Below are 24375 nucleotides of genomic sequence, written 5' to 3'. Positions count from 1 at the left end.
AAACCCCGGTAGCCGGATCTTGAGGGACGGAAATAGCCATGACCGCCAAAAATCAGGTGTTCGGTAAACGGCGCCAGCAGCACATGATCATCCTTGCGAGCGGCGACAAGGTTCGCCACATGACGGTTCGCCCCTGGATGATGGCGCTCGGTGCCTGTTTTCTCGGCGTCATGACCATCGGCTATCTCGGAGCCACCACCTATCTGGTTCTGCGCGACAATCTGATCGGCGCAACCATGGCGCGCCAGGCGCGCATGCAGCATGAATACGAAGATCGGATTGCGGCACTTCGCGCGCAGGTCGACCGGGTGACGTCAAGGCAGCTGCTGGATCAGCAGGTGGTCGAGGAAAAGGTTGAGAAACTCCTGGAGCAGCAGCTGGCATTGACCTCCCGGCAGGGCCGGATAGGGGCGCTGCTTGACGGGGTGAGCACACAGCCGAAACTGCCGTCCGACGGTCCCCTGCCCGCTGACAAGCCCTATGAAGACGCATTGGACGAAGCCCGCGCGACCACCGAGGCGTCGAGTGCCTTTGCCACCCTTCTTGGCGACAAGAAGCCCGCTGTTGCGCCTGCCGCAACGACATCGCTGGCGCTTGGCTACACACCGATGACCAGCGACAATGTCGCAGACCGCGCCGACCGCCTGTTTTCGCACATGACGCTGTCTTTAAAGGAGATCGAGGCCGAGCAGATCGAACGGATCGTCTTGCTGACGACAGGCGCTGCAAAGACAGCGGATGAAATCGCTTCGATTCTCGACCGTCAGGGGGTCGTCCTTGCGGCAGCCGAGACGGATGCACAAGAACCGACGGAAGCCATCGGCGGCCCCTATCTCGCCCCGCGTGCCGAGCAGGATTTCAACGCCTCGCTCAACGCACTCGATGCAAGCCTGGTACGGCTGGAAAAGGCACGCGACACGGCACGCCGCCTTCCCTTTGCCAATCCGGCCCCGGGCCATGAAATCACCAGCCGCTTCGGCAATCGCCCCGATCCGTTCTTCGGTGGTCTTGCCATGCATGCAGGCATCGATTTTCGAGCGCCCACCGGGTCCGAGATTCGCTCGACCGGCACAGGCCAGGTCGTCAGCGCCGGCCCCGCCGGTGGTTACGGCATCATGGTCGAGATTGACCACGGCAATGGATTGACGACCCGCTACGGCCACCTCTCCCGCGTTCTCGTCAAAACCGGAGACACGCTTGAGACCGGCGACCTCATCGGCCTTTCAGGCTCGACCGGGCGCTCGACCGGACCGCATCTTCACTATGAAGTACGCCGGAACGGAGACGCAGTTGATCCCATCCGCTTCCTGAATGCCGGGCTGAAACTTGAACCGCTCATTCATTGATTTCTGCCGGGGCACTTTCTCAAAACCTGCCCTTGGATCAGCTGGCGCGAAGTTTTATTGCCGGTTTGCTAATCTGAAAGAGCATTGTTAATCCTTTCCTCTGTTGATCCCGCCCGTTTCCTTGACTTTCAGATGGTTTGCCACTATTCGGCGCAACCAATACGGTTCAGTTGGAACCGCCATCACGATGTTCGCTTGAACAGGAACGGAAACTATTTCCCTTTGACCACTTTTGCTGATCTTGGCTTGAGCCAGAAAGTCCTCTCAGCCGTCACCGACGCCGGCTACAATACCCCTACCCCGATCCAGGCAGGTGCCATCCCGCCGGCGCTTGAACGCCGCGACATTCTTGGCATCGCGCAGACCGGCACGGGCAAGACGGCTTCCTTCGTTCTTCCCATGCTGACGCTTCTGGAAAAGGGCCGCGCCCGCGCCCGCATGCCGCGCACGCTGATCCTCGAGCCGACGCGCGAACTGGCAGCGCAGGTCGCCGAGAATTTCGAGAAATACGGCAAGAACCACAAGCTCAATGTTGCGCTTCTGATTGGTGGCGTGTCCTTCGACGAACAGGACCGCAAGCTTGAGCGGGGCGCAGACGTCCTGATCTGCACGCCAGGTCGTCTGCTCGATCATTGCGAACGCGGCAAACTTCTGATGACCGGCGTCGAGATCCTCGTCATCGACGAAGCCGACCGCATGCTCGACATGGGCTTCATTCCCGATATCGAGCGCATCGCCAAGATGATCCCGTTCACCCGGCAGACACTGTTCTTTTCGGCCACCATGCCGCCGGAAATCCAGAAGCTTGCCGACCAGTTCCTGCAGAACCCGACGCGCATCGAGGTGGCACCGCCATCTTCGACGGCAAAGACGGTTACGCAGCGTCTCGTTGCCTGCCACAACAAGGATTACGAGAAGCGCTCGAAACTGCGCGACCTCATTCGCGCCCAGGACGACCTGAAGAATGCGATCATCTTCTGCAACCGCAAGAAGGATGTGGCCGACCTCTTCCGCTCGCTCGACCGTCATGGCTTCTCCGTTGGTGCTCTCCATGGCGACATGGACCAGCGCTCGCGCACCACGATGCTGGCAAACTTCAAGGCCAATGCGATCACACTGCTTGTCGCTTCGGACGTTGCAGCTCGCGGCCTCGACATCCCCGATGTCAGCCATGTCTTCAACTTCGACGTCCCGATCCATGCGGAAGACTATGTCCACCGCATCGGTCGTACAGGCCGTGCCGGCCGCTCGGGGGCCGCTTTCACGCTGGTCACGCGCAGCGACACCAAGTTCCTCGACGCCATCGAAAAGCTGATCGACAAGAAGATCGACTGGCTGGATGGCGACGTCAGCGCTCTGCCGGCACCGGCGGAGAGTGACGAGCCGCAGCGCGGCCGTGGCAAGGGCCGCGATCGCGATCGTGGTGGTCGCGGCAAGTCGCGCAGTCACAAGCCTGACACGCGCCGCGAGGATACTGCGGAAGCAGTGGCAGTCCAAGAAGCACCGGAAACAGCAAGGACAGAAAGCGTGGCAGTGGAAAACCAGAGGGTCGAGCACCGCAAACCGCAGGGTGGCCGCCACCAGGGACGCCCCTACCCCGCCAATGACGATCACCGCGAGCGCCGTCGCCGGCGCGACGATGATGACGGCCCGACCCCCGTTGGCTTCGGCGATGACATCCCCGCCTTCATGCTGATCGTCGCCAACGCGAAGATCTGACCGGAATGGCGGCACCCGGCGTCGATTTTCCCGGTGTCGGGGTTGGCCTCGCCATCCTCAGGGACAACAAGCTATTGCTTTACCGGCGCCTCAAGGCGCCGGAGGCAGGGCACTGGAACATTGTCGGTGGCAAGGTCGACCACATGGAGGCTGCCGAACAGGCGGCCCGCCGTGAAGCGGAAGAAGAAACCGGACTGACGATCGGCGCGGTCGATTTTGTCCAGGTAACCGAACAGATCATTGCCGCGGACCAGCAGCACTGGGTCTCCCTCCTCTACAAGACCAGCGACATCACCGGTGAGCCGCGTCTCACAGAACCCGACAAGCTGAGTGACTTCGGCTGGTTTTCACTAGACGCGCTGCCTCAACCGCTCTCGGCTTTCACGCGCGCAATCCTGCCGCACTTGAAAATCGATTAGCAGCCGCCTCATCGCCGGCATTCTTGCTTCGCCACCGGTAGCCGCCATTTCGGGACGGAAGTCTCCTCGCGTGGAAGCTAAGGGGTGATATCGTCAAGCGACCGCTCCCGGGCGCCCCGCTTTGGCTTCTTTGGCTTGGCAACCCCGGCACGCTGACCTGCATCGTTGGCGAGCCGGACCCAGTGTGCCATTTCATCCGGGTCGTCATAGGCCGTTTCCGGGATCGTCCAATAGGGCATGGCAACAGGCGACTTGCCCTCGCGCTGGTAAACCCACTGCCGCCCACCGGCCTCGGCAAATGCGGGAGAGCTCATTTCGTCGGCCTTGAGCATAACCTCTCCAAAGAGATCGATCGCTATGATCGCGCCTTCGCAATAGATGCCCTTGCCGCCGAACATGCGTTTGATCTGCACGTGCCCAAGGCTTGCAAACATCTCCTCGATCTCGACCGCATCCATGGCTCAATCCCTCAAGACCCCGCCAGCGGCGAGCACCGCGTCCGGCGTGTCGACATCTAGATGCGCCGCCGGGCCAAGATCGACATCGATGATCTCCAGTTCCGAGGTCTCGATAACGGCTCTTGCCCCGATATCACCCTTCAGGGCAAGCAGGCTTTCGAATGTGGATTGCGGCAGGATGACGGGATTGCCGCGCTTGCCCGCCGATGTGGCTCGCACGATAGCACCCCCGTCGCTTGCATCGAAAGCTGTCCGTAAGCGTCTGAGGCCGTCGGCATCGATGCCTGGCATGTCGGCGAGTATGACCGCCACCCCTTGCGCATCCGCCACCGCGGACGACTGCATGCCGGTGATCAGCGAACTTGCCATCCCACTGGCAAAATCCGGATTGTGATCGATGGTGACGGGCAATCCCTGCAAGGCCCGCTCGATTTCATCCGCGCGATGCCCGGTCACAACCGAGACCGCATCCATTCCGGCCTCGATGGCGGATAGGGCAACACGGCGGATCAAGGGAACACCTTCAAATTCGGCAAGCAGCTTGTGCTGACCGCTCATGCGGCTTGCCTTGCCTGCCGCAAGGATGAGGGCAGCAAGCCTTGGCCTTGCGGGTGGCTCCGGTGTTGCCATGCGCGGCTGGGGACGGGTGGGGATCTCCATCAGTAGCCCGCCAACCCCGAGACCGGCGAGATCATCTGAGGTCGGCTCCTCGCCGGTCAGCAGGCGCGCCAGGATCCAGTCGAAACCATTCTCCTTAGGGGAACGCGCACAGCCTGGCGCGCCGATGACATGCGATTGGCCGAGACGGCCGAGCACCAGAAGATTGCCGGGATCGACCGGCAGCCCCACCCGCTCGACCGTGCCGCCGGCCTGCCGGATGGCTTCCGGAATGACATCCGCCTCATCACAGACCGCGCTCGCTCCGAAGACGATGATCAGAGACGCGGGCGCCTGCAGAGCAGCCCGTTGCAGCGCGTCGGCAACAGCGGCCGTCGTATGCACAACCCGGTGCTCCCAATTGATGCGACATCCAGCGGCGGAGAGGCGCGTCTCCGTGATCCGCCGTGTCTTGTCCATCACGCTTGCACGAAGCGATGGTAAGGTCGTGGCAATCAGACTGACGGGTCTTGGACGATAGGCTGCGACCTTGAACACGTTATGGTTCCCGACCACCGCCGCCGCCGCCTCCACCGATCGTGCTGCCGCCGCAAGCGGAATGATCTTCAACGTGGCGACGAGATCGCCTGTCCGGACGGCTTGGCGGTCCCTCAGTGTCGCGAGCGTAATGGCAGGATCAACCCTGTTGAACGCGTTGACGTGAGCGGCCTCGACCTGAAAGACCCCGTTGGTCGATGCATGGAAATTGACGCGACCGGTGGAGGCTGGCCCCTGTTCAACACCGACGGCTGAAAATCCTGAAGCAAGCCTTCCTGCGGCCTCGTCTTCCGTCAGGTCGTCGGCGGACAACCGAACACCGATGACATCGGTGATCCCCTCGCCCACAAGCCGGTCGATGTCAGCCATCAGCAGGCGGTGCCCCTTTGGCAGTTTTCCATCCGGCAAGACCATCGCATGTGCGAGGATGACGCCCTCCGCCTCGCGCACGGGAACGGTTCCAAAGATCATGCGCCGGCAACCTCCCGCTCGATTACCTCCCGCTGACGCATATGCCGGATGACATCGGCAAGGATCGCGACGGCGATCTCAGGCGGATTGGCCGCGCCGATATCAAGCCCAATAGGGGCCGATATCAGGGCAATATCGGTTGCGCTGATGCCGGCAGCCGTCAGGCGACTGACACGGGCTGCATGGGTTTTGCGGCTGCCGAGTGCGCCGATGTAAAAACATCTGGCGCCGAAAGCGGCGAGAAGGGCGGGGTCGTCGATCTTAGGATCATGGGTGACTGCGACCAGCGCCGAATGCGCATCAAGTGGCCTCTGCTTCAAGGCTTCATCCGGCCACTCGGGCAAGAGTTCGACACCGGCAAAACGCTCGGGCGTGGCAAAGGCCGTGCGGGGATCGATGATCGTCACGGAAAAATTGGCCATGGCGGCCATCGGAGCCAGCACCTGGCTGATATGCACGGCACCGATGATGACCAGTCGCGGCGCCGGCAGATAGACATTGACGAACCATGAGCGGCCATCAAGCACGACCATGCCGGACTTGCCGCTCTGAAACATTTCCGACAGATGCTTCCGCAGAGCACCTGACTGCGGCTCGTCGGCGCGCATGCGTTCAACCGCGCCGGTCTCAAGATCGGTGACGGTGGCAACGGCAATGCGAGACCGGCGCGCCGCATTGAGCGCCTCAAGATGATCGAGTCGCATCAGTCGATCCTCTCGACATAGACGCGGATCTGCCCACCGCAGGACAGTCCGACGCGCCAGGCGGTCTCATCCGCAACGCCGAATTCAAGCATCCTGGCAGCGCCCGTCTCCAACACATCCAGCGCCTGTGAAATCACCTCGCCTTCGACGCAGCCGCCCGATACCGACCCTTCGAAGTGGCCCTCGGAATCGATCACCAGATGGCTGCCGACAGGGCGTGGGGCAGAGCCCCAGGTTTCGACCACGGTCGCGATCGCCACCGCGCGACCTTGCTGGCGCCAGGCTTCCGCAATGCCGAGCGGGTCGTCGCCAATTGTGTCCTGCATATCAGTTCCTCCCCATGCCAATCGTGTAACGCCTGGGATCGACAGATCGATCCACCGGGCGCGAAAGCGCCTCCACGAGATCCGACAAGGCTTGCAGGTTGTGCACACCCCGCAATTCGTCAACATGGGGCAGCATGGCCTGAACACCCCGTGCCCGCGCCTCGAAACCCGAAAAGCGCAGGAGCGGATTGAGCCAGATCAGACGCCGGCACGAGCGGTGAAGGCGCGCAGTTTCCTCGGAGAGCAGCGCCGTATCATCCCGCTCCAGCCCGTCCGTGATCAAAACGACGACCGCACCCTGACCGAGCACCCGACGACCCCAATCATGGTTGAAGGCTTTCAAAGCCTCGCCGATGCGCGTGCCGCCTGACCAATCGGCGACAGCCCCGGCGCATCTTTCGACAGCCTCGTCGGGATCACGGTGGCGAAGCGCGCGCGTCACATTGGTCAGTCGCGTACCGAAGAGAAAGGTATGCACCCTCTGGCGACGTTCGGTCAGCGCGTGGAGAAAATGCAGGAAGATCCGGCTATACTGGCTCATCGAGCCGGATATATCGGCAAGAACGACAAGCGGCGGCGGACGCAACTGCGGTCTGCGAAACTTCGGAAGCACGAGATCGCCGCCAAAGCGCAAGGCCTGGCGAAACGTTGCCTTCGGATCCAACTGGCGCTGGTCTCTCGAAGGCTGGTATCGCCGCGTTTTCACAAGATCCTGCGGCATGACCATCCGGCGGATAGCAATGCGCGCCGCGGCAAGTTCGTCCGCACCCATCTGCCCGAAATCCATCTGGCGCAACACCTCCCGTTCGGAGACGGTGAGCGTCGCATCGAACTCGACATCGGGTTCGCGCCTCTCCTCCGCTTCGGCGGAACGCGCGGCGAAGAGCGCATCCGACACACGCGCCGTGCCTGCCTTTGCCTTTTGCCGCTCGCCAATGGCAGCAACCGGAGACATCAATGCGATCATCTTACCGACAAGATCGCGGGACCGCCAAAAGAGGGAAAAAGCCTCATCGAACACCGGTTGATCTTCGTGCCGCTTCACGAAGACGGCAGAGAGCGCCGCGTGGAACTCGGCCCTGGAGCCGATGCCGATGGCATCAATCGCCTCGACGGCATCGATGACCGCGCCTGGCCCGGGATTGAGGCCTGCGCGTCTTAGCACACGCGCGAAATAGACGATATTGTCGGCCAGATGCCCGCCTGCGGAAACCGGAGCGGTGGTTGCAACCGAAGGGCCTGCCACCGTTTCCATGCCTCAAGCCTCCTGAGCCAGAAGCTCGGCCTTGACCTCGGACAGGATCTTCGTCCCCTCGCCGCCCTGCATCCGGGCAATATCCTCCTGATACTTGAGAAGCGTGCCAAGCGTGTCGGAAATCGTTTCCGGATCGAGCGCCAGCCGATCGAGTTCGGTGACGGCAGTTGCCCAATCCAGCGTCTCGGCAATACCGGGGTTTTTGAAGAGATCAACGGTCCGCAGCCGCTGGACGAAGGACACGATTTGGCGGGAGAGCTGCACGGAGGCCCGCGGAACCTTGCGCCGGATGATTGCCAGTTCATCCGCGGCGCTGGGATAATCGACCCAGTGATAGAGACAGCGACGACGCAGTGCATCATGCACTTCGCGGGTCCGGTTGCTGGTGACGATGACGATCGGCGGCGCTGCCGCCTTGACGGTGCCGAATTCCGGGATGGTGACCTGAAAGTCAGAGAGGATTTCCAGCAGAAAGGCTTCGAACGCCTCGTCCGTCCGGTCGAGTTCATCGATCAGGAAAACCGGTGCTGCCCCCGCTTCGCCATGCAGCGCTTCAAGCACGGGACGACGAATAAGGAAGCGCTCGGAATAGATATCGGCATTCAGCCGCGCCCGATCCGAAATACCCGCAGCTTCGGAGAGGCGGATTTCGAGCATCTGGGCCGCATAGTTCCACTCATAGACGGCAGACGCGATATCGAGACCTTCATAGCATTGGAGGCGGATCAAGGGGCGCCCCAGCGCCTTGGCCAGCACCTTGGCGACCTCGGTCTTGCCGACACCGGCCTCCCCCTCCAGAAAAAGCGGACGCTGCATCTTCAAAGCCAGAAATACGACCGTCGCAAGCGGCCGGCCAGCCAGATAGTTTTCCGTTCCCAGAAGCTCGATCACGCCATCGATTGACTGGGGCAAGGTCTTCGGCGCGGTCTCCGTCATGTCTCCTCCCCGCTTTGGAGCAGAGCTTACAGCGTGTGAAAGGCCCGGTCCAGATAGAGGAGGGCCGGGTCCTTCTCGCCAAAATGTATCGCTTCGACCTGGCCAAACAGGATGGTGTGCGTATTGGTCACCTTCTGATCGACAACGCGGCAGTCAAAGGCGACGAGCGCATCGGAAAGAACGGGCGAGCCCGTCGCTGCGACCTGCCATTCGGCAAGCGCGAATCGCTCATCGCCGCTCAATCCGCGAAATCCAGCAAATGCGGAGGCAAGCGCTTCATGACGTTTGCCAAGCGTATTGAGCACGAAATGGCCCGAGGCAAAGAACACTGCGTTGTTTGCATTGCTGTTGTTGAGGCAGACAAGCACCATCGGCGGATCATCGGAAACAGAACAAGCCGCCGTAATGGTCACGCCACGCCGCACACCATTCATTTCCGTTGTGACGATCTGGACATGACCGGCGTAACGACTCATACCCTCGCGGTAGAGGACCGAATCCAGGGGCTGCGAGACCAATGCGTTTTCCTTTCGGCGGGGTATCGACCGGGCGACTATGGCCGGCAACGATTACCTTTTCCACAACGAACAGCGGAATTGCAACGCCTCGGCGCGCGGTGGAAGTCAAGTCTTTCCAATCCTCTGCGCTTTCAGATAGGATTGGGGCGATAATCCGGGGATGCTTGATGAAACGATTGATGCTGGCGTTACTGCTGACGGGCCTTGTCCCGGCAACCGCCAGTGCACAACAGGTGACGCTGGCCATTGTCGCGCCCAAGTCTGGCAATTTTGAAACGCTCGGCAATCAGGTGCGCCAAGGAGCTGCACTCGCTGCAAAGGGCCTTTCGCTCAACCTGGTAGAGATCCACGAGCCCTGCACGGAAGGCAGCGGCCCCGTGCTTGCAGACCAGATCAAAAAGACCGGTGCGCGCGCGGCAGTCGGCTTCCTGTGCAGTGAAAGCCTGGTGGGCGGACTACCCCTCCTGGCCGAGGCCAAGATCCCGGCCATCACCCTCTCTGTCCGTGGCAAGGTCCTGATGGAGGATGCACTGAAGAATGGCTGGCCGTTTTTCCGGCTGGCACCCAACAGCGATGCCGAACCGGAGAAACTGACCGAGATCATTCTCAGGGACTGGAAGGCCGAAGCCATTGCGCTTATCGAGGATGGGACGATCCGAGGCCGGGAATTGACGGAAGCCGTGCGGCTTGCGCTCGAAGCGCGGGGGTTGAAGCCCGTGTTCATCGACACATTCCGCCCCGGGCAGGAAAACCAGATTGCACTTGTGCGACGATTGAAAGCGGCAGGCGCCAGCCGGGTCTTAGTCGGCGGCGATCGGAACGATATCGCCATCATAGCCCGCGATGCCGTCGAGGAGGCAGGTGCGATGCAGTTCCTCGGCGGTGACAACATGCACGCTCCGAACGACCCTGTGCCGCTGAAGAACGGCGTGCGTGCCGTCACGCTGCCCGAAAAGCCCTTTGGCGCCGCCGCAGTGGAGGTGACGAAAGCCTTGAGCGAGGCGCGGATTTCGGCGGAAGGCTACGTATTGCCTGCGCATGCGGCGGTCACCCTGATTGCCGATGCCCTCGGCATTTCCTCGGCCATGGGCCTGTCCCTGCCAGAAACCCTGGTTGAAACCGATTTCGAAACAGCGCTTGGCACCCTGCGCTTTGGCAGCGATCGCGAGCTGGCAAAAAATCCCTTCCAGCTCATGGAGTGGGACGGGACAAATTTCGTACCCGTTGTGCCACCCGCTCCTTGAGCCGATCAATCCCGATATGGCCAGAAGGCCTGGGTGAACACGCCACCATCGACCCAGATCGTTTGCCCGGTGACGAAAGCGGATTGTTCGCCCGCCAGAAACAGGATCGGCCCGGCGAGATCCTCAGGCGTTCCGACGCGGCGCAACGGTGTCACCTCGCCCCAGGTCTTGGCATAGTCGGGTGCTTCGACCAGCGTGCGGGCCGTCAGAATGGCTCCCGGCGCCACGCAATTGACGCGGATACCGTGGGGGCCGAGCTCGACTGCAGAGACCTTGGTGAACTGTTCGATACCGCCTTTCGACGCCGTGTAATCCACGAGTTTCGGAAAGGCGAGCTTGTTGCAGCCGGATCCAAGATTGATGATCGAGCCCACGGTACGGGCAGCCACCATGCGACGTGCGACCAGCTGCGTGTTGAGAAAAGTCCCCTTGAGATTGGTGTTGATGACGGCGTCCCAGCGTTCCTCGCTAAGCTCAAGAAGCGGAGACCAGGTCTGGATGCCGGCATTGTTGACGAGCACATCCGGTACTCTGCCGGCAAAGTCGATCGCCTCATCGAGGAACCGCTCGATCGCTGCTGCATTCGCCACTTCGCATTCCCGGCCGATCGCTCGGCCGCCTGCGGCAGCGGCTTCGGCCTCGACCTCTCCGGCGGCTTCCGCTTGGCCAAGATGGGTGAAGGCCACTGCATAGCCTGCCTTGGCAAAGGCGCAGACAAGATGCCGACCAATGCCGGAACTGCCGCCGGTGATGATTGCAAATTTTGACATTCTAACAGCCTCCTCCAGACCAATATGGTTGTCTGGGATGCCCCGCGGACTATCCGCCGTCAAGGCATCCGGATGCTTCCATCGTACGGTTGCCGCTCACTACAGCCGGTGCTATGCGCAGAGGCTAGCTGGTATCGGCTGCGACAACCGCTAGACGTCGCGCCCCGACCGCACCCCACACTGCGCCAAGAGGAACACAGATGAACCGCCCGCTGACCCTTTCTCCCTCGATCCTGGCTGCCGATTTCTCCCGCCTTGGCCAGGAAGTTGCCGATGTCGTGGAAGCGGGTGCCCAGTGGGTGCATCTTGACGTCATGGATGGGCATTTCGTGCCGAACATCTCGTTCGGCCCGGCGGTTATCAAGGCGCTGCGGCCCTGGACAAAGGCCGTCTTCGACTGCCACCTGATGATTGCACCCGCCGACCCCTATCTCGCAGCCTTTGCCGATGCGGGCTGTGACATCATCACCGTGCATGCCGAAGCCGGCCCACATCTTCACCGCTCGCTCCAGACGATCCGCGCCCTGGGCAAGAAGGCCGGCGTATCGCTCAATCCCGCCACACCGCTTTCGGTGCTGGAGCATGTCATGGATGACATTGATCTCTTGCTGATCATGAGTGTCAATCCGGGCTTTGGCGGCCAGGCCTATATTCCGGCGATGACCGACAAGATCCGCGCCGCACGCGCGCTGATTGGCAACCGGCCCATCGATCTTGAAGTCGACGGCGGCGTGACGGCGGCCAATGCAGCCGAGATCACGAGGGCCGGCGCCAATGTTCTGGTGGCAGGCTCGGCCATCTACAAGGGCAAGGGTGTGGAAGACTATCGCAAGACCGTTGCAGCACTCATGGCCGCCGCTGAGGAGGGCCGGGCGTGAACCTGTCCCGGCTGATCGCGACAACTGTCGCCGCTCTGCTCTGTGTCCCGACGGCGCAAGCCGGTGATGTGGCCGAGATGCGCCCACACGGCTTTTCCGCGGACGGCCGCTATTTCGCCTATGAGGAATTCGGCGAACAGGATGGCAGCGGTTTCCCTTACGCAACCATCTATATCGTCGATACCAAGACAGACTCATTCGTTCCGGGGAGTCCTGTCGAAACACGCATCAGAGATGAGAAGGCCAGTCTAGGGGAAGCGAGGCGCAAGGCCGCGCTGGAGATCGATCCCCTCTTCAAGACACTCGGCATTGGTGACGATCCGGGATATCTTGCGGCCTACAACCCGGTCAGCGAACTGGTCGAGGAACCGAAGGCGCTGCGCTACCAGCCCGTACCGAGCCTCTACATCGACGAAAGCGTGCGCAGACTGCGCCTTGAAACAGTCTCAATGGACGGTCCGGAAGACTGCAAGCGCTGGGGGATCGCCGTTCAAGGCTTTCGCCTCCTGATCGCTGCCGATGACAGCCCTGAGACGGCGCGAACTGTCTACGAGGACAAGCGCATCCCCGAAAGCCGACGCTGCCCCAGCAATTATGCGATTGGTGGCGTCGTCACACCCGGCTACCGGACGAAAGCGCCGCATATCGTCATGGTGCAAGTCGCCTCGCTCGGCTTCGAAGGCAATGACATACGCTGGATCGCCATCCCGATCAGACCTTGAGGGCATGCCAGAATGCCGATGACGCGACCAAAACCGCGCCTGCCCGCCGCCCTAATTGCGCCGCGCCGTCTGATCGTCGGCGCTCTGGCCTGGGGGCTTGCGATGGCGATAAGCCTCCTGGCGTCGGTTCTGGTCCTTGGCCGCGACATGGGCAGTCACAATGGGGCGCTCGCCATGCTCTATGCGGCAGGCGGCTTTTTGGGCTGGCTGATTGCCCTCCCCCTCATCCATGTCATCACCCGCAGTCGAGCGCCCTCGGTCGTGCTATCCGCATGGCTTCTCATCCTCGGGCTCTCGACGCTTGCCGCCACGGCGGCCCTCTTTGCAGTGCATTACCGGATCTTCTACGCCCATTGGCATGCTCCAGCCTTCACCCGGGTCTGGATCTATCAGCAGATTTTCACCGGCGCTTCTGCCGCCTATCAGTTCGCCGTCACGGGTCTCAGACACTTTCTGCCGGTGGGCTTGCTCCTGCTTTTCGGCCTCGGTGTCGCCATGGCCCGTCGCAGCCGTTGAGCTTGCCGCCCCACTTTGCTAAGGGGTGCCCAGATTTTCAGTCCAACGAAAGACGAGCCCGATGATCCCGCGTTACTCCCGGCCGGAAATGGTCGCCATCTGGTCCCCCGAAACCAAGTTCCGCATCTGGTTCGAGATCGAGGCCCATGCCTGCGACGCACTCGCCGATCTCGGCGTGATCCCGAAGGAATCCGCCCGCACCATCTGGGAAAAGGGCGGCCCTGCTGAATTCGACGTCGCCCGCATCGATGAAATCGAGGCGGTCACCAAGCACGACGTGATCGCCTTCCTGACACATCTTGCCGAATTCATCGGTCCTGACTCGCGTTTCGTCCACCAGGGCATGACCTCCTCCGACGTGCTCGACACGACGCTCAACATCCAGCTGGTCCGCGCCGCCGACATTCTGATCGCCGATATGGACCGCGTTCTCGCGGCCCTGAAGTCCCGCGCCTTCGAGCATAAGGATACGGTCCGCATCGGCCGCAGCCACGGTATTCATGCCGAGCCGACGACGATGGGCCTGACCTTCGCCCGTTTCTATGCCGAGATGGCCCGCAACCGTGACCGCCTCGTCAATGCCCGCGCAGAAGTCGCGACCGGTGCTATTTCCGGTGCCGTCGGCACCTTCGCCAATATCGACCCGCGCGTCGAAGAGCATGTCTGCGAGAAACTGGGCCTCGTGCCCGAGCCGATCTCGACCCAAGTCATTCCGCGTGACCGCCATGCGATGTTCTTCGCCACGCTCGGCGTCATCGCCTCCTCGATCGAAAACGTTGCGATCGAAATCCGCCACATGCAGCGCACGGAAGTTCTGGAAGCGGAAGAATTTTTCTCGCCGGGCCAGAAGGGCTCGTCCGCCATGCCGCACAAGCGCAATCCGGTGCTGACCGAAAACCTGACCGGCCTTGCCCGTCTGGTGCGCATGTCGGTGACACCGGCGCTGGAGAACGTCGCGCTCTGGCACGAGCGCGACATCAGCCATTCCAGCGTCGAGCGCGCCATCGGCCCGGATACCACAATCACCCTCGACTTCGCGCTGAACCGTCTCGCCGGCGTCATCGAGAAGCTCGTGATCTATCCCGAGAACATGTTGAAGAACATGAACAAGTTCAAGGGCCTGGTCATGAGCCAGCGCGTTCTGCTGGCTCTCACCCAGGCTGGCGTTTCCCGCGAAGACAGCTATCGCCTCGTCCAGCGCAATGCGATGAAGGTCTGGGAGAAGGGCGCTGACTTCCTTGAAGAACTGCTCGGCGATGAAGAAGTGCGCGCAGCCCTCTCCGAAGACGATATCCGCGAAAAATTCGACCTTGGTTATCACACCAAACATGTCGACACGATCTTCAAGCGCGTCTTCGGTTGATTGCGCAACAAATGACAGTATCGAAGCGCCTCAAGCGGTCCCGCCTGAGGCGCTTTTTTGATGTGGCGGAACGAGGCAAACCATGACGAAGGTCTCACTATGGATTGCGCATTGCATTTGCGCAGTCGCGATTCTCGTCCAGTTGCTGGTCCGCGGCTCTGAATATGACTGGATGCACGGCATGGACGCCAGCATTGAGACAGCACAGATCGAAAGCGCCGGAAACCGGGCCGTCATTGCTGGCCTCGCCCTGGTTCTTGCACTCGCGTCTCAAGGTTTCGTCGCCGCCTCCACGCGCTCCACTGCAGAACGACGTCTCTCCTTCGCGCTTGCAGCAGGTTCAGCGCTTCTGTTTCTGACCGGCTGAAGGCATCAGCGCCTCCAGCCAGGCAGTCGCTGCATCCGCGTTTCGGCGAAAGACCGCCTAAACCACCAGCCGGCGATAGAAGTGCCAGGTGGCATGACCGAGCACCGGCACAATGACCACAAGTCCGACCATCAAGGTCGCCATGCCGATGGCGAGCAGGGCTGCGACCATCAGCCCCCAGGCGGCAACCGGCAGCGGATTGGCAAGGCTTGCCCGCACCGAAGTCGCGACGGCGGACGCCGCACCGCAATCGCGATCCAACAGCATCGGGAATGCGACGATGCTGATCACAAGAGCCGTCAAGGCCAGCAGGAAGCCGAGGCCGTTGCTCCAGATCAGGAAGGCCGCGGCATTGGGATGCCCAAGCACATCGTTGAAGAAGGCGAAGATGCCGGGTGCCGGATAGTCACCGATGAAGGACAGATAAAGCGCCCGCGATATGACAAGCCAGAGCATGAAAAGCGTGACGAGATAGAGGCTCATCATCAGAAGCGCCGGCATCGAGGGCGATCTGAAGAGACCCAAGACCTGCGACCATTCGCTGGGCTGCCCATACTCTCTGCGCCGGCTGACGTCCATCAGGGCCAAGGCCAGAAGTGGTCCAAGCAACGCGAAACCGGTCAGCAGCGGATAGACCATCGGCAGAAGCGCCATTCCGGCACTCCAGGCGACCATCAGCACGCCGGCGATTGGATAAATCAGGGCAAAGAAGGCGTAGTGCGATGGCCTCTCGCGAAAGTCTTCAAATCCTTCTCGTAGGGCACCCGTCACATCGGAGAGACCGATGCGGCGGATTTCCGGATGTTCGATTGTACCCGAACCACTTGTCATGACATGGAATGTCGACATTCTCACTTCCTCCTCAAGCGTGTATTCACAGGCCTTAAAGTGAAATGCGAAGCAGCGCTTGCGCGCCTGCCCAGGTTGGAACGGCAATGTCGGAAATGCCGACGTCTGTCTGTCCAACGCTTCGGCCAAAGACCGAGACACGTCATGATAGCAGAAATTTCCCCAGGTGTCGCAATCATCCCGAACACCATCACGTGATGATTATGTCTTCCTGCAGTTCTGAAAAAATCGAAAAAACGGAATTTCAGCACAATCCAGCCCTGGCCGAAACCTTGACGGCAGGGATCGGGAGACGCAGATAAGGCCCATGAAAGTATCTGAAGCAGACATCCTCATCATCCCTGGCTACACCAATTCCGGCGCTGACCACTGGCAGAGCCGCTGGGAAAAGAAACTTTCGACCGCGCGCCGGGTAGAGCAGGCCGAGTGGTCTAAACCGGTGCGCGACGACTGGGTCGCGCGGGTCGCCGAAGAGGTCAACGCTTCGACGCGCCCCGTAGTGCTTGTCGCCCACTCACTGGGCATTCCGGCCGCCATCCATGCCATTCCCGAGATGAAACAACGTGTCGCCGGCGCCTTTCTCGTGGCACCTCCCGATGTGGCCAACCCCGCCATCAGACCCAAACATCTGATGACCTTTGGTCCCTATCCACGCGATCCGCTGCCCTTCCCTTCGATCATGATTGCCAGCCGGAACGACCCCTTCGGCGACTACGGCCATGCCGAAGACATCGCCAATGCCTGGGGATCCTTTCTCATCGATGCCGGCGAGTCCGGCCATCTCAATGCCGAGTCGGGACACGGCCCCTGGCCGGAGGGCACCATGGTCTTCGCACAGTTCATCGGCCGCCTTTGATTGTCACTGGCTATGCGCGCAGATGAAAGATTGACACAACCGGTTAATCCGTTTTTAAGCTACGGCTGATAGATACCTGGAGTTGTCATCCGACGTCTGGAGCATTGCGTGCGCCCCGATCCCGTGAGACACGCGGCTCCGCAAGAGAGCCGCGTTATAAGCATTTCGGACCTTCCTTTCCCCGCGGCTTGGGTTGACATCCACGGGACCATGGAAAGCGTAAACGCGCCCCTTCAAGCGCTCTTGGGCAGCATGGGTGATGCGTCATCTGGCGAGAACTGGTCTGCCTGTTTGCGACCCGGAGATCAGGCGCGCCTGCAACTGGCATTGAGACGCCTATTCCTCACGGAAGAACCCGCTGAACTCCAGGTCGCGACTGCGGACGGGCGCGGCCTCGCCTTTATCGCAAGCCTTTCGCGGGCAAGCGCGGAGGCAAACCTCGCCCTTCTTACTTTGACAGACATTTCGGCTCTGAACGGCAAGCTCCTGGACCTGGCGGAGCGGGAAAGCCGCTGGAACCATGCCCTTGTCAGCTCGGCGTCCGGGGTCTGGGACCAGCGTTCCAATGGCGAGCTCTACTACAGCAATATCTGGCGCTCCATCCGCGGCTTGAGCCCCGACGATCCCATCCCGCCAAACATGCAGGAATGGCTCGAATTCGTGCATCCGCAGGACCGGGAGCATGTGCTGCATTGCATCGAACGGCAAAATGCCGGCGATCCCGAATACATGACCTTCCAATATCGGGAATGGCATCGCAGCGGCTACTATGTCTGGATCGAATGCCGCGGTGCCTGCATCGAGCGCGGCAGCGATGGCAAGCCGATTCGAATCGTTGGCACCGACACCGATGTCACCTCGCGCAAGGTTCAGGAGGAATGGCTGGTCGGTCTTTCGCGCCGCCTAAGCCTTGCTCTCGATCTCTCTCGCATCGGCATTTTCGAAACCGATTTCGAGTCCGGCATCAGTGAGTGGGATGACGGCATGCGGCGGATTTTCGAGCTGCCGCACGACGACTCGGTGAAGGTTGGCGAATTCTGGGAAAACAAGCTGCATCCGGATGATCGCGAACGCACCCTTGCCTATGTAGAGAAGAAGGTCGCAGACCTCCGCCCCTTCACCGACGCCTACCGCATCATCGCCAATGACGGCACTTGCCGGTACATCCGCTCAAACAGTCTGCCCTACCTGGATCAGGATGGCCGGCTGAAAATGATCGGCGTCAACTGGGACGTGACGGAAGACCACAACCTGCATCAAGAACTCGGTCGGCAAAAGGCACTGGCCGAAATGCGCAATATCGAGCTGGAGCGCATGCGGCTTGAGGCGGAATATTCCGCCATGCATGATTACCTGACCGGACTGCCGAACCGCCGTTGCCTGGAAGCGAACCTCGAAGCCTGGCGTCAGGGAAAGCATGCGCGGACGCACGGCCTGGGCATCCTGCACATCGATCTGGATCGCTTCAAGCAGATCAATGACACGCTGGGCCACGGTGCAGGCGATGCGATGCTCAGACATGTCGCATCGATCCTCACGGGTTGCCTGAAGCCGGGTGAACTGGCTGCACGCATCGGCGGCGACGAATTTGTCCTTGCGGTCAATTGCACGGGCGACCAAAGCGTCCTGGCGCGCCTCGCCGAAGACATCATCTCCGCCATCCGCAAACCCGTCTGGCACGAAGGCCACGAATGCCGCTTCGGCGCGAGCATCGGCATCGCATGCTCGGCGGGAACCGATCTCGACCTGCCGCAGTTGCTGCAGAATGCGGACATCGCGCTCTACAACGCCAAGAACAATGGTCGCAACCGCCACGAATTCTACACCCCGAAAAGCCGGACCGCCCTTGCTCATGCCCAGCGGCTGGAGAACGAACTGATGCGGGCACTGGAGAACGATGAGCTCGTGCCGTTCTACCAGCTGCAATACGACGCGCGAACGCGCCGCGTGGTCGGTGCCGAATGTCTTGTGCGATGGGATCATCCTCGTCTGGGCATGATCGGCCCGGATCGCTTTCTCGCCACAGCCGACGATTGCGGGGTTCTGGCGCAGGTCGACAAAATCATGTTGGCGAAGGCCGTCAGGGATCTCGAAAGCTGGCGTCAACAAGGCTTTGACCTGCCGAAGGTCTCGGTCAATGTGTCATCGAAACGCCTGAGCGACCCGGATATGGCCGAAGCCCTGTCTTTGATGTCGATCCGCCCCGGATCCGTATCCTTCGAAATTCTGGAAAGCGTTTTTCTCGACCGTCAGGATGAGACGGTCATGCGCAATCTGGAGGCATTGCGTCGTCTGGAAATCGACATCGAGATCGATGATTTCGGGACGGGACATGCCTCGATTGTCGGCTTGCTCAACCTGAAACCCAGCACGTTGAAAATCGATCGGCAATTGATCCAGAACCTGCCAACCAGCCAGGAACAACGCGTGCTGGTCATGTCGATCATCCAGATCGCCAGGTCGCTGAAGATCAGGGTCACGGCGGAAGGTGTCGAAACCGAAGAGCATGCCCGCATTCTCAAACGGCTCGGATGTGACGTCCTGCAGGGGTTTGGACTATCCAGGCCATTCGACGTCCAAACGACAACCGAACTGCTGGCATTGGACAAAAAAAACGCCGCGGCCCGTGGACCGCAGCGCAGACATCAATAATGGCGCGACTACAATTCGCTTAGCTGTTTTGGACCTGCTCGATGGCCTGGCCGAGAAATTCGACCATCTTTTCGCGCAGTTCCTCATCGGTGATCGAAACACCGCCGGCGGAAAGGTCGGCGCGCAGCTTGCGCAGCACGTCTTCGTCCCCGGCCTCTTCAAAATCAGCTTCGACCACTTCCCGGGCATAGGCGTCAGGGTCCGCCTTGCCGAGCAGACCGGCAGCCCAGAGCCCGATCAGCTTGTTGCGACGCGCTTCGGCCTTGAAGCGAAGCTCCTGATCGTGGGCAAACTTGTTTTCAAAGGCCTTTTCGCGATCACTCATGCCGCTCATATCGATCTCCCGTTTCATGCCGTCATTGTGCGGTTTCGTTTCCCCATTAATCAAAAGGGAGTACAAAGTGCAATGCAAACTTCCGCGATTCTAGGTCAGACCCTGACGGCGCGACGTTTTGGCAGGAAGGGGTGAACTGCTGCATTGTGAAAACCGCTCTTTTCCTTTATGGGACCGCTTCAAAGATTGATCCACAGCATCCGCGCTCCAGGCGCCGGGATGCCAACAATAGAGAAATTCACCCATGAACCGTCGCCGCCGCGTTTACGAGGGCAAGGCAAAGATCCTCTATGAGGGTCCGGAGCCGGGCACGCTGATCCAGTTCTTCAAGGATGATGCAACGGCATTCAACAAGAAGAAGCACGATGTCATCGACGGAAAAGGCGTTCTGAACAACCGCATTTCGGAATATGTCTTCACGCACCTGAACAAGATCGGCATCCCGACGCATTTCATCCGCCGGATGAACATGCGCGAGCAGCTGATCAAGGAAGTCGAGATCATCCCGCTCGAGATCGTCGTGCGCAACGTTGCCGCCGGCTCTTTGTCGACACGGCTCGGCATCGAGGAAGGCGTCGTTTTGCCCCGCTCGATCATCGAATTTTACTACAAGTCGGATGCACTTGGCGATCCGATGGTCTCCGAAGAGCACATCACCGCCTTCGGCTGGGCCAATCCCGCCGAGCTCGACGACATCATGGCACTTGCCATTCGCGTCAACGACTTCCTGTCCGGCCTCTTCCTCGGCATCGGCATCCAGCTCGTCGATTTCAAGATCGAATGCGGCAGGCTGTTCGAAGGCGACATGATGCGCATCATCATCGCCGATGAGATCTCGCCCGACAGCTGCCGGCTCTGGGACATCGAGACCCGCGAGAAACTGGACAAGGATCGCTTTCGCCACGACATGGGCGGACTGCTGGAAGCCTATCAGGAAGTTGCCCGCCGTCTCGGCATCATGAATGAAAACGAGCCGGTTCGCGGAACCGGTCCGGTTCTGGTCAAGTAAGGTTTGGAGATAAGACAAGTGATCAAGGCACGCGTGACCGTTACCCTGAAGAACGGCGTCCTCGACCCCCAGGGCAAGGCCATTGAAGGCGCGCTCGGCGCACTCGGATTCGATGGCATCGGCCAGGTCCGCCAGGGCAAGGTCTTCGACCTCGAAATCGAGGGCGCAGACAAGGCCAAGGCCGAAGCCGACCTGAAGGCCATGTGTGAAAAGCTCCTCGCCAACACGGTTATCGAGAATTATACTATCTCCATCGCCTGAGGGTTGAAGGAGACACGCGATGGCTGAAGTAACCAGCGAATTGATGTTCGAACTCCTGAAGAAGCTGAACCAGAGATTTGACAAGGTAGACTTTGCCATCAGTGAGTTGCGCGCAGACAATCAGACAATGCGCGCGCAACTGCATGCGCTGCAGGGAGACGTGAACAACCTGCGCGCAACGGTCGGACACTTCGAAAGCCGGTTAGACCGTATCGACAATCGCCTGGAGCTGCGGGAGTTCCAGGAAGCCCAGCTAAGGTTTGAGCCCCAGCCATGAAATCAGCCGTCGTCCAGCTCCCAGGCCTCAATCGTGACCGTGACATGATCGCGGCTCTGACCAAGATCTCCGGCCACACCCCCGTCACCATCTGGCAGACAGAAACCGAGGTACCGGATGTCGATCTGATCGTCATTCCCGGCGGCTTCTCCTATGGCGACTATCTGCGTTGCGGCGCAATTGCCGCCCGCATGCCTGTCATGCAGGCAATCAAGGAAAAGGCCGAGAAGGGCGTCAAGGTCATCGGCGTCTGCAACGGCTTCCAGATCCTTGTGGAAGCCGGCATGCTGCCCGGTGCGCTGATGCGCAATACATCGCTCAAGTTCGTCTGCAAGGAGATCAAGCTCCAGGTGGCGAATGCGGACACGGACTTTACCCGCGCCTATGCCAAGGGCCAGATTATCCGCTGCCCCGTCGCGCATCATGACGGCAACTACTTTGCCGATGCCGAGACGCTGGCTGCGATTGAAGGCAATGGCCAGGTCGTGTTCCGTTATGCCGACGGCACCAATCCGAACGGCTCGATCAACGACATTGCCGGCGTCATCAACGCCAAGGGCAATGTGCTCGGCATGATGCCGCACCCGGAAAACCTGATCGAGGCGGCCCATGGCGGCAATGACGGCCGCGGCATCTTTGCCTCGGCTCTCGACGTCATCGCCGCCTAAGTTAAGCTTGGGTTAACCCTTTCGCTGTTAGGGATGCGGCATCAGCAAGGATCAGACCATGCGCCGCCTCCCCCTCTTCATGATTGCCTCCCTCACCGTCGCCGCCCTGCTTGCTGGCTGCAAGTCGGAAAGTCCGAAGCCTGTCGCACAGGGCCAATCGGCGCTGGACATCATGGAAAAGGTCGCTGTCGGCGCCAACCGCTGCTGGTTCAAATCCGGCGACGCCGCCTTCAAGGCCTATGCGCTTGCTCCAGAACTCACATCTTTCTCTGGCCGACCACGCATCCTGCTCGTGCGCAAGGGCTCAAGCGACATCCGTCCGCTGCTGGTCATTCAGGCGGAAGGCCGGCCCGCCCGCCTTGACGCTTTCGGCCCGTTGATGAACGAAAGCCTCTCAGGCCGCATCCGTCAAGATGTCGTCCGCTGGGCAAACGGCAGCAAGGACTGCTGATCGACCAAGCCGATGGATCAGAAGGGCGGCTGTATGGCGCGATCGATCGGCAGAAGCCTCGATCGACGGATTTCCCTTTGCGCCTCCTCCTTCGTAAGGCCGATGTCCTTCAGCTGATATGGGCTAAGGGCTGCCAGATGGATGCGGGTAACCCGCCGCCGGCGCCAGAGCCTGAACAGGCGAAACAATGACCAGGTTGCCGCGCCAGACTGGGGATCCGCCCCCGCCCCGCCAATTTCAACTGGATCGATTGCATCAATTGTCACCGCCATATCAAATCTCCACGTCTTCAATTCCTTGTTTTTTGCTTATGGATTGACGGAATGAAGGTGACAATCTATGGAATTGACACCATGACAAATTGGCTTCCTTCACTCCAGACTGGTTCAGGTCCCCTTTATGTTCGCATCGCCGATGAGGCCGAGATGGCCATCAAGGCAGGCCAGCTGGCGCATGGCGTCAAACTGCCGCCGCAACGGGATCTGGCCTACGATATCGGGGTGACAATCGGAACAATTTCACGTGCCTACGCCTTGCTGCGCGAGCGCGGGTTGGTCACAGGCGAAGTCGGCCGTGGCACTTATGTGCAGGCGACGGGGAGCGACACGGACCATCCATCGCGCGATCCGATCTCGATCACCTATGGCGGCACGAGGACAATCGCGCCACCGCCGGGCAAGCTGCGCTTCGACACCACCGCTGCGATCGATGTCGGCCAGGCGGAAACCGTGGGCCAGATCATGGCCGAGATTGCGAAGGCGCATCCGGGTGAAATCTCAAGCTACACACGGACCCTTTCGCCCGACTGGCTGGAAGCCGGCCGACGCTGGCTATCTGCCGGCAATTGGATGCCCGATGCGGAGCAGATCCTGCCGCAACTCGGGGTCCATGCCGGTGTCAACGCGGTGGTGGCGGCTGTCAGCGGCGCGGGAGACCGCATCGTCTGCGAACATCTCACCTATTCGCAGATCGCCCGCAGCGCCACGCTCATGGGTCGTCAGATCACGCTGGTCGATTCGGATGACGATGGCATTTTGCCCGCAGACTTCGAGCGCGTCTGTGCGCGCGAGCATCCCAAGGCCGCCTTCATCATGTCCTCGGGCCAGAATCCGACCCTCTCCTGCCTGCCGTTGCAACGGCGCAAGGACATCATCGATATCGCCCGCAGATACAATGTCTGGCTGATCGAGGATTATCTCTATGGCGGGATGATCGCCGACGGCATCCCACTCCTGGCGGAGTTAGCGCCCGATCGCACTTTTCTGCTCAACGGCCTGTCGAAATCGGTCGCCGCCGGCGTTCGGGGTGGCTGGGTGGCCTGTCCGCCGCACATGAGCCAGCGCGTGCGCGTGACGCAGAAGATGGTGACAGGCGGCCTGCCCTTTCTTCTGGCGGAACTCTCTGCACGCCTTGTGCTTTCGGGCGCAGCCAATGACATCCGGGACGCTGTCATCTCAGAGATTGGCGCGCGAGAAAAACAGGTCAGACAGCTTTTCGCCGGCCACGCGTTTCGCTCCCGTCCCCGCCTGCCCTTCCTCTGGTTAAAGCTCGCAGAGCCATGGCTTTCAGGCACATTCAAGCAGGCCGTTCTGGATGCCGACGTGCTGATCGACGATGAAGACGAGTTCAAGCCGGCCCGGTCGGCCAAGGTGTTTCACCATGTGCGCATCGGTTTCAGCGAAGGCCGGGATCGCGCCATTGCGATCGAGGGATTGAAGACGGTGCGTCGCGTCCTCGACCAATCGCCGGTCGGCACCAGCGCCATCGTCTGACAAATGGTCGCGGCAAGACAGCCAGCGACCGACGAGCCGTAAAAGCCTAAGGGAAAGGCGCGCGGGCCCGCATTTTTCA

28 protein-coding genes are annotated in these 24375 nt (G+C 60.7%); 17 read left to right on the top strand and 11 right to left on the bottom strand.

All coding sequences use genetic code 11. The features are described 5' to 3' along the window. The first annotated feature begins 38 nt into the window (after positions 1 to 38). From FAA97_RS02130 to FAA97_RS02120, 3 genes are all read left to right on the top strand, one after another. Positions 39 to 1346, top strand: coding sequence for a M23 family metallopeptidase (locus FAA97_RS02130; protein WP_136596874.1), 1308 nt, complete (start codon positions 39 to 41; stop codon positions 1344 to 1346). 222 nt (positions 1347 to 1568) lie between these two features. Next, complete coding sequence (locus tag FAA97_RS02125; protein ID WP_136596873.1) at positions 1569 to 3065, top strand: DEAD/DEAH box helicase; 1497 nt, start codon at positions 1569 to 1571, stop codon at positions 3063 to 3065. A gap of 5 nt (positions 3066 to 3070) precedes the next feature. After that, positions 3071 to 3484, top strand: a complete 414-nt coding sequence (locus tag FAA97_RS02120) for an NUDIX domain-containing protein (protein WP_136596872.1) — start codon at positions 3071 to 3073, stop codon at positions 3482 to 3484. Between the two features lie 77 nt (positions 3485 to 3561). Here FAA97_RS02120 and FAA97_RS02115 read toward each other — a convergent pair whose 3' ends face one another. From FAA97_RS02115 to FAA97_RS02085, 7 genes are read right to left on the bottom strand one after another with little or no spacing between them, the layout of a single operon-like run. Continuing rightward, positions 3562 to 3942 (bottom strand): TfoX/Sxy family protein, encoded by a 381-nt coding sequence (locus FAA97_RS02115; RefSeq protein WP_136596871.1) that lies wholly within the window; start codon positions 3940 to 3942, stop codon positions 3562 to 3564. A 3-nt stretch (positions 3943 to 3945) separates the two neighbouring features. Beyond that, positions 3946 to 5568 carry an NTP transferase domain-containing protein gene (locus tag FAA97_RS02110; RefSeq protein WP_136596870.1) on the bottom strand — a complete coding sequence of 541 codons (1623 nt, stop codon included), beginning with the start codon at positions 5566 to 5568 and terminating at the stop codon, positions 3946 to 3948. Then, entirely contained in the window at positions 5565 to 6272 is a 708-nt protein-coding gene (locus FAA97_RS02105) for an XdhC family protein (protein WP_136596869.1), read from the bottom strand. The genes FAA97_RS02110 and FAA97_RS02105 overlap by 4 nt, the downstream gene beginning before the upstream one ends. Beyond that, positions 6272 to 6598: an XdhC family protein gene (locus FAA97_RS02100; RefSeq protein ID WP_136596868.1), complete on the bottom strand. Its 327-nt coding sequence runs from the start codon at positions 6596 to 6598 to the stop codon at positions 6272 to 6274. Before FAA97_RS02100 ends, FAA97_RS02105 begins: the two co-directional genes overlap by 1 nt. A 1-nt stretch (position 6599) precedes the next feature. Beyond that, the gene (locus tag FAA97_RS02095; protein WP_136596867.1) at positions 6600 to 7853 is read right to left on the bottom strand and encodes a vWA domain-containing protein; all 1254 of its coding nucleotides are present in this window, start codon (positions 7851 to 7853) and stop codon (positions 6600 to 6602) included. A gap of 3 nt (positions 7854 to 7856) precedes the next feature. Further along, positions 7857 to 8789 (bottom strand): AAA family ATPase, encoded by a 933-nt coding sequence (locus tag FAA97_RS02090; protein ID WP_136596866.1) that lies wholly within the window; start codon positions 8787 to 8789, stop codon positions 7857 to 7859. A 26-nt stretch (positions 8790 to 8815) separates the two neighbouring features. Beyond that, the gene (locus FAA97_RS02085) at positions 8816 to 9265 is read right to left on the bottom strand and encodes a flavin reductase family protein (protein ID WP_136597683.1); all 450 of its coding nucleotides are present in this window, start codon (positions 9263 to 9265) and stop codon (positions 8816 to 8818) included. 209 nt (positions 9266 to 9474) lie between these two features. Here FAA97_RS02085 and FAA97_RS02080 point away from each other — a divergent pair, with 209 nt between their 5' ends. After that, positions 9475 to 10551, top strand: a complete 1077-nt coding sequence (locus FAA97_RS02080; protein ID WP_136596865.1) for an ABC transporter substrate-binding protein — start codon at positions 9475 to 9477, stop codon at positions 10549 to 10551. Positions 10552 to 10556: 5 nt separating this feature from the next. Here FAA97_RS02080 and FAA97_RS02075 read toward each other — a convergent pair whose 3' ends face one another. After that, the gene (locus FAA97_RS02075) at positions 10557 to 11321 is read right to left on the bottom strand and encodes an SDR family NAD(P)-dependent oxidoreductase (protein ID WP_136596864.1); all 765 of its coding nucleotides are present in this window, start codon (positions 11319 to 11321) and stop codon (positions 10557 to 10559) included. A gap of 200 nt (positions 11322 to 11521) precedes the next feature. Here FAA97_RS02075 and rpe point away from each other — a divergent pair, with 200 nt between their 5' ends. The 5 genes from rpe (at position 11522) to FAA97_RS02050 (ending at position 15167) form a co-directional block, all read left to right on the top strand. Continuing rightward, a complete protein-coding gene (rpe, locus tag FAA97_RS02070) occupies positions 11522 to 12199 on the top strand; it encodes a ribulose-phosphate 3-epimerase (protein WP_136596863.1) in 678 nt (225 codons plus the stop codon). Then, on the top strand, positions 12196 to 12921 hold the full coding sequence (locus FAA97_RS02065) for a DUF2259 domain-containing protein (protein ID WP_136596862.1): 726 nt from the start codon (positions 12196 to 12198) through the stop codon (positions 12919 to 12921). Before rpe ends, FAA97_RS02065 begins: the two co-directional genes overlap by 4 nt. Positions 12922 to 12939: 18 nt before the next feature. Further along, the gene (locus tag FAA97_RS02060) at positions 12940 to 13437 is read left to right on the top strand and encodes a hypothetical protein (protein ID WP_136596861.1); all 498 of its coding nucleotides are present in this window, start codon (positions 12940 to 12942) and stop codon (positions 13435 to 13437) included. A gap of 61 nt (positions 13438 to 13498) precedes the next feature. After that, the gene (gene purB, locus FAA97_RS02055; RefSeq protein WP_136596860.1) at positions 13499 to 14800 is read left to right on the top strand and encodes an adenylosuccinate lyase; all 1302 of its coding nucleotides are present in this window, start codon (positions 13499 to 13501) and stop codon (positions 14798 to 14800) included. An 82-nt stretch (positions 14801 to 14882) separates the two neighbouring features. Further along, positions 14883 to 15167: a hypothetical protein gene (locus FAA97_RS02050; RefSeq protein ID WP_136596859.1), complete on the top strand. Its 285-nt coding sequence runs from the start codon at positions 14883 to 14885 to the stop codon at positions 15165 to 15167. 57 nt (positions 15168 to 15224) lie between these two features. Here the strand turns inward: FAA97_RS02050 and FAA97_RS02045 are convergent, their stop codons facing one another. Then, on the bottom strand, positions 15225 to 16016 hold the full coding sequence (locus FAA97_RS02045; RefSeq protein WP_136596858.1) for a DUF2189 domain-containing protein: 792 nt from the start codon (positions 16014 to 16016) through the stop codon (positions 15225 to 15227). Between the two features lie 307 nt (positions 16017 to 16323). Here FAA97_RS02045 and FAA97_RS02040 point away from each other — a divergent pair, with 307 nt between their 5' ends. Together FAA97_RS02040 and FAA97_RS02035 are read left to right on the top strand one after the other, a co-directional pair. Then, a complete protein-coding gene (locus tag FAA97_RS02040; RefSeq protein ID WP_136596857.1) occupies positions 16324 to 16872 on the top strand; it encodes an RBBP9/YdeN family alpha/beta hydrolase in 549 nt (182 codons plus the stop codon). 327 nt (positions 16873 to 17199) lie between these two features. After that, positions 17200 to 19524 carry a sensor domain-containing protein gene (locus FAA97_RS02035; protein ID WP_246041315.1) on the top strand — a complete coding sequence of 775 codons (2325 nt, stop codon included), beginning with the start codon at positions 17200 to 17202 and terminating at the stop codon, positions 19522 to 19524. 19 nt (positions 19525 to 19543) lie between these two features. Here FAA97_RS02035 and FAA97_RS02030 read toward each other — a convergent pair whose 3' ends face one another. Beyond that, the gene (locus FAA97_RS02030; protein ID WP_136596855.1) at positions 19544 to 19858 is read right to left on the bottom strand and encodes a DUF1476 domain-containing protein; all 315 of its coding nucleotides are present in this window, start codon (positions 19856 to 19858) and stop codon (positions 19544 to 19546) included. 244 nt (positions 19859 to 20102) lie between these two features. Here FAA97_RS02030 and purC point away from each other — a divergent pair, with 244 nt between their 5' ends. The 5 genes from purC to FAA97_RS02005 are packed head-to-tail and all read left to right on the top strand — an operon-like array spanning position 20103 to position 22524. Further along, entirely contained in the window at positions 20103 to 20867 is a 765-nt protein-coding gene (gene purC, locus FAA97_RS02025; protein WP_136596854.1) for a phosphoribosylaminoimidazolesuccinocarboxamide synthase, read from the top strand. Between the two features lie 18 nt (positions 20868 to 20885). Beyond that, entirely contained in the window at positions 20886 to 21128 is a 243-nt protein-coding gene (gene purS, locus FAA97_RS02020) for a phosphoribosylformylglycinamidine synthase subunit PurS (protein WP_136596853.1), read from the top strand. A 19-nt stretch (positions 21129 to 21147) separates the two neighbouring features. Beyond that, on the top strand, positions 21148 to 21405 hold the full coding sequence (locus tag FAA97_RS02015) for a hypothetical protein (RefSeq protein ID WP_102020215.1): 258 nt from the start codon (positions 21148 to 21150) through the stop codon (positions 21403 to 21405). After that, positions 21402 to 22073 (top strand): phosphoribosylformylglycinamidine synthase subunit PurQ, encoded by a 672-nt coding sequence (purQ, locus tag FAA97_RS02010; protein WP_136596852.1) that lies wholly within the window; start codon positions 21402 to 21404, stop codon positions 22071 to 22073. The genes FAA97_RS02015 and purQ overlap by 4 nt, the downstream gene beginning before the upstream one ends. 58 nt (positions 22074 to 22131) lie before the next feature. Then, positions 22132 to 22524: a hypothetical protein gene (locus FAA97_RS02005; RefSeq protein ID WP_136596851.1), complete on the top strand. Its 393-nt coding sequence runs from the start codon at positions 22132 to 22134 to the stop codon at positions 22522 to 22524. 17 nt (positions 22525 to 22541) lie between these two features. On the opposite strand, the gene FAA97_RS02000 is transcribed toward FAA97_RS02005, so the two are convergent. Next, positions 22542 to 22796, bottom strand: coding sequence for a DUF1127 domain-containing protein (locus FAA97_RS02000; RefSeq protein WP_136596850.1), 255 nt, complete (start codon positions 22794 to 22796; stop codon positions 22542 to 22544). A gap of 81 nt (positions 22797 to 22877) precedes the next feature. On the opposite strand from FAA97_RS02000, the gene FAA97_RS01995 reads away from it, so the two are divergent. After that, positions 22878 to 24296, top strand: coding sequence for an aminotransferase-like domain-containing protein (locus tag FAA97_RS01995; protein WP_136596849.1), 1419 nt, complete (start codon positions 22878 to 22880; stop codon positions 24294 to 24296). Positions 24297 to 24375 lie beyond the last annotated feature (79 nt).

It is taken from the genome of Peteryoungia ipomoeae, from assembly GCF_004912165.1.
In the GTDB taxonomy this organism is placed as follows: Bacteria; Pseudomonadota; Alphaproteobacteria; order Rhizobiales; family Rhizobiaceae; genus Allorhizobium; species Allorhizobium ipomoeae.
This window is presented reverse-complemented; position numbering and strand designations above follow the sequence as displayed.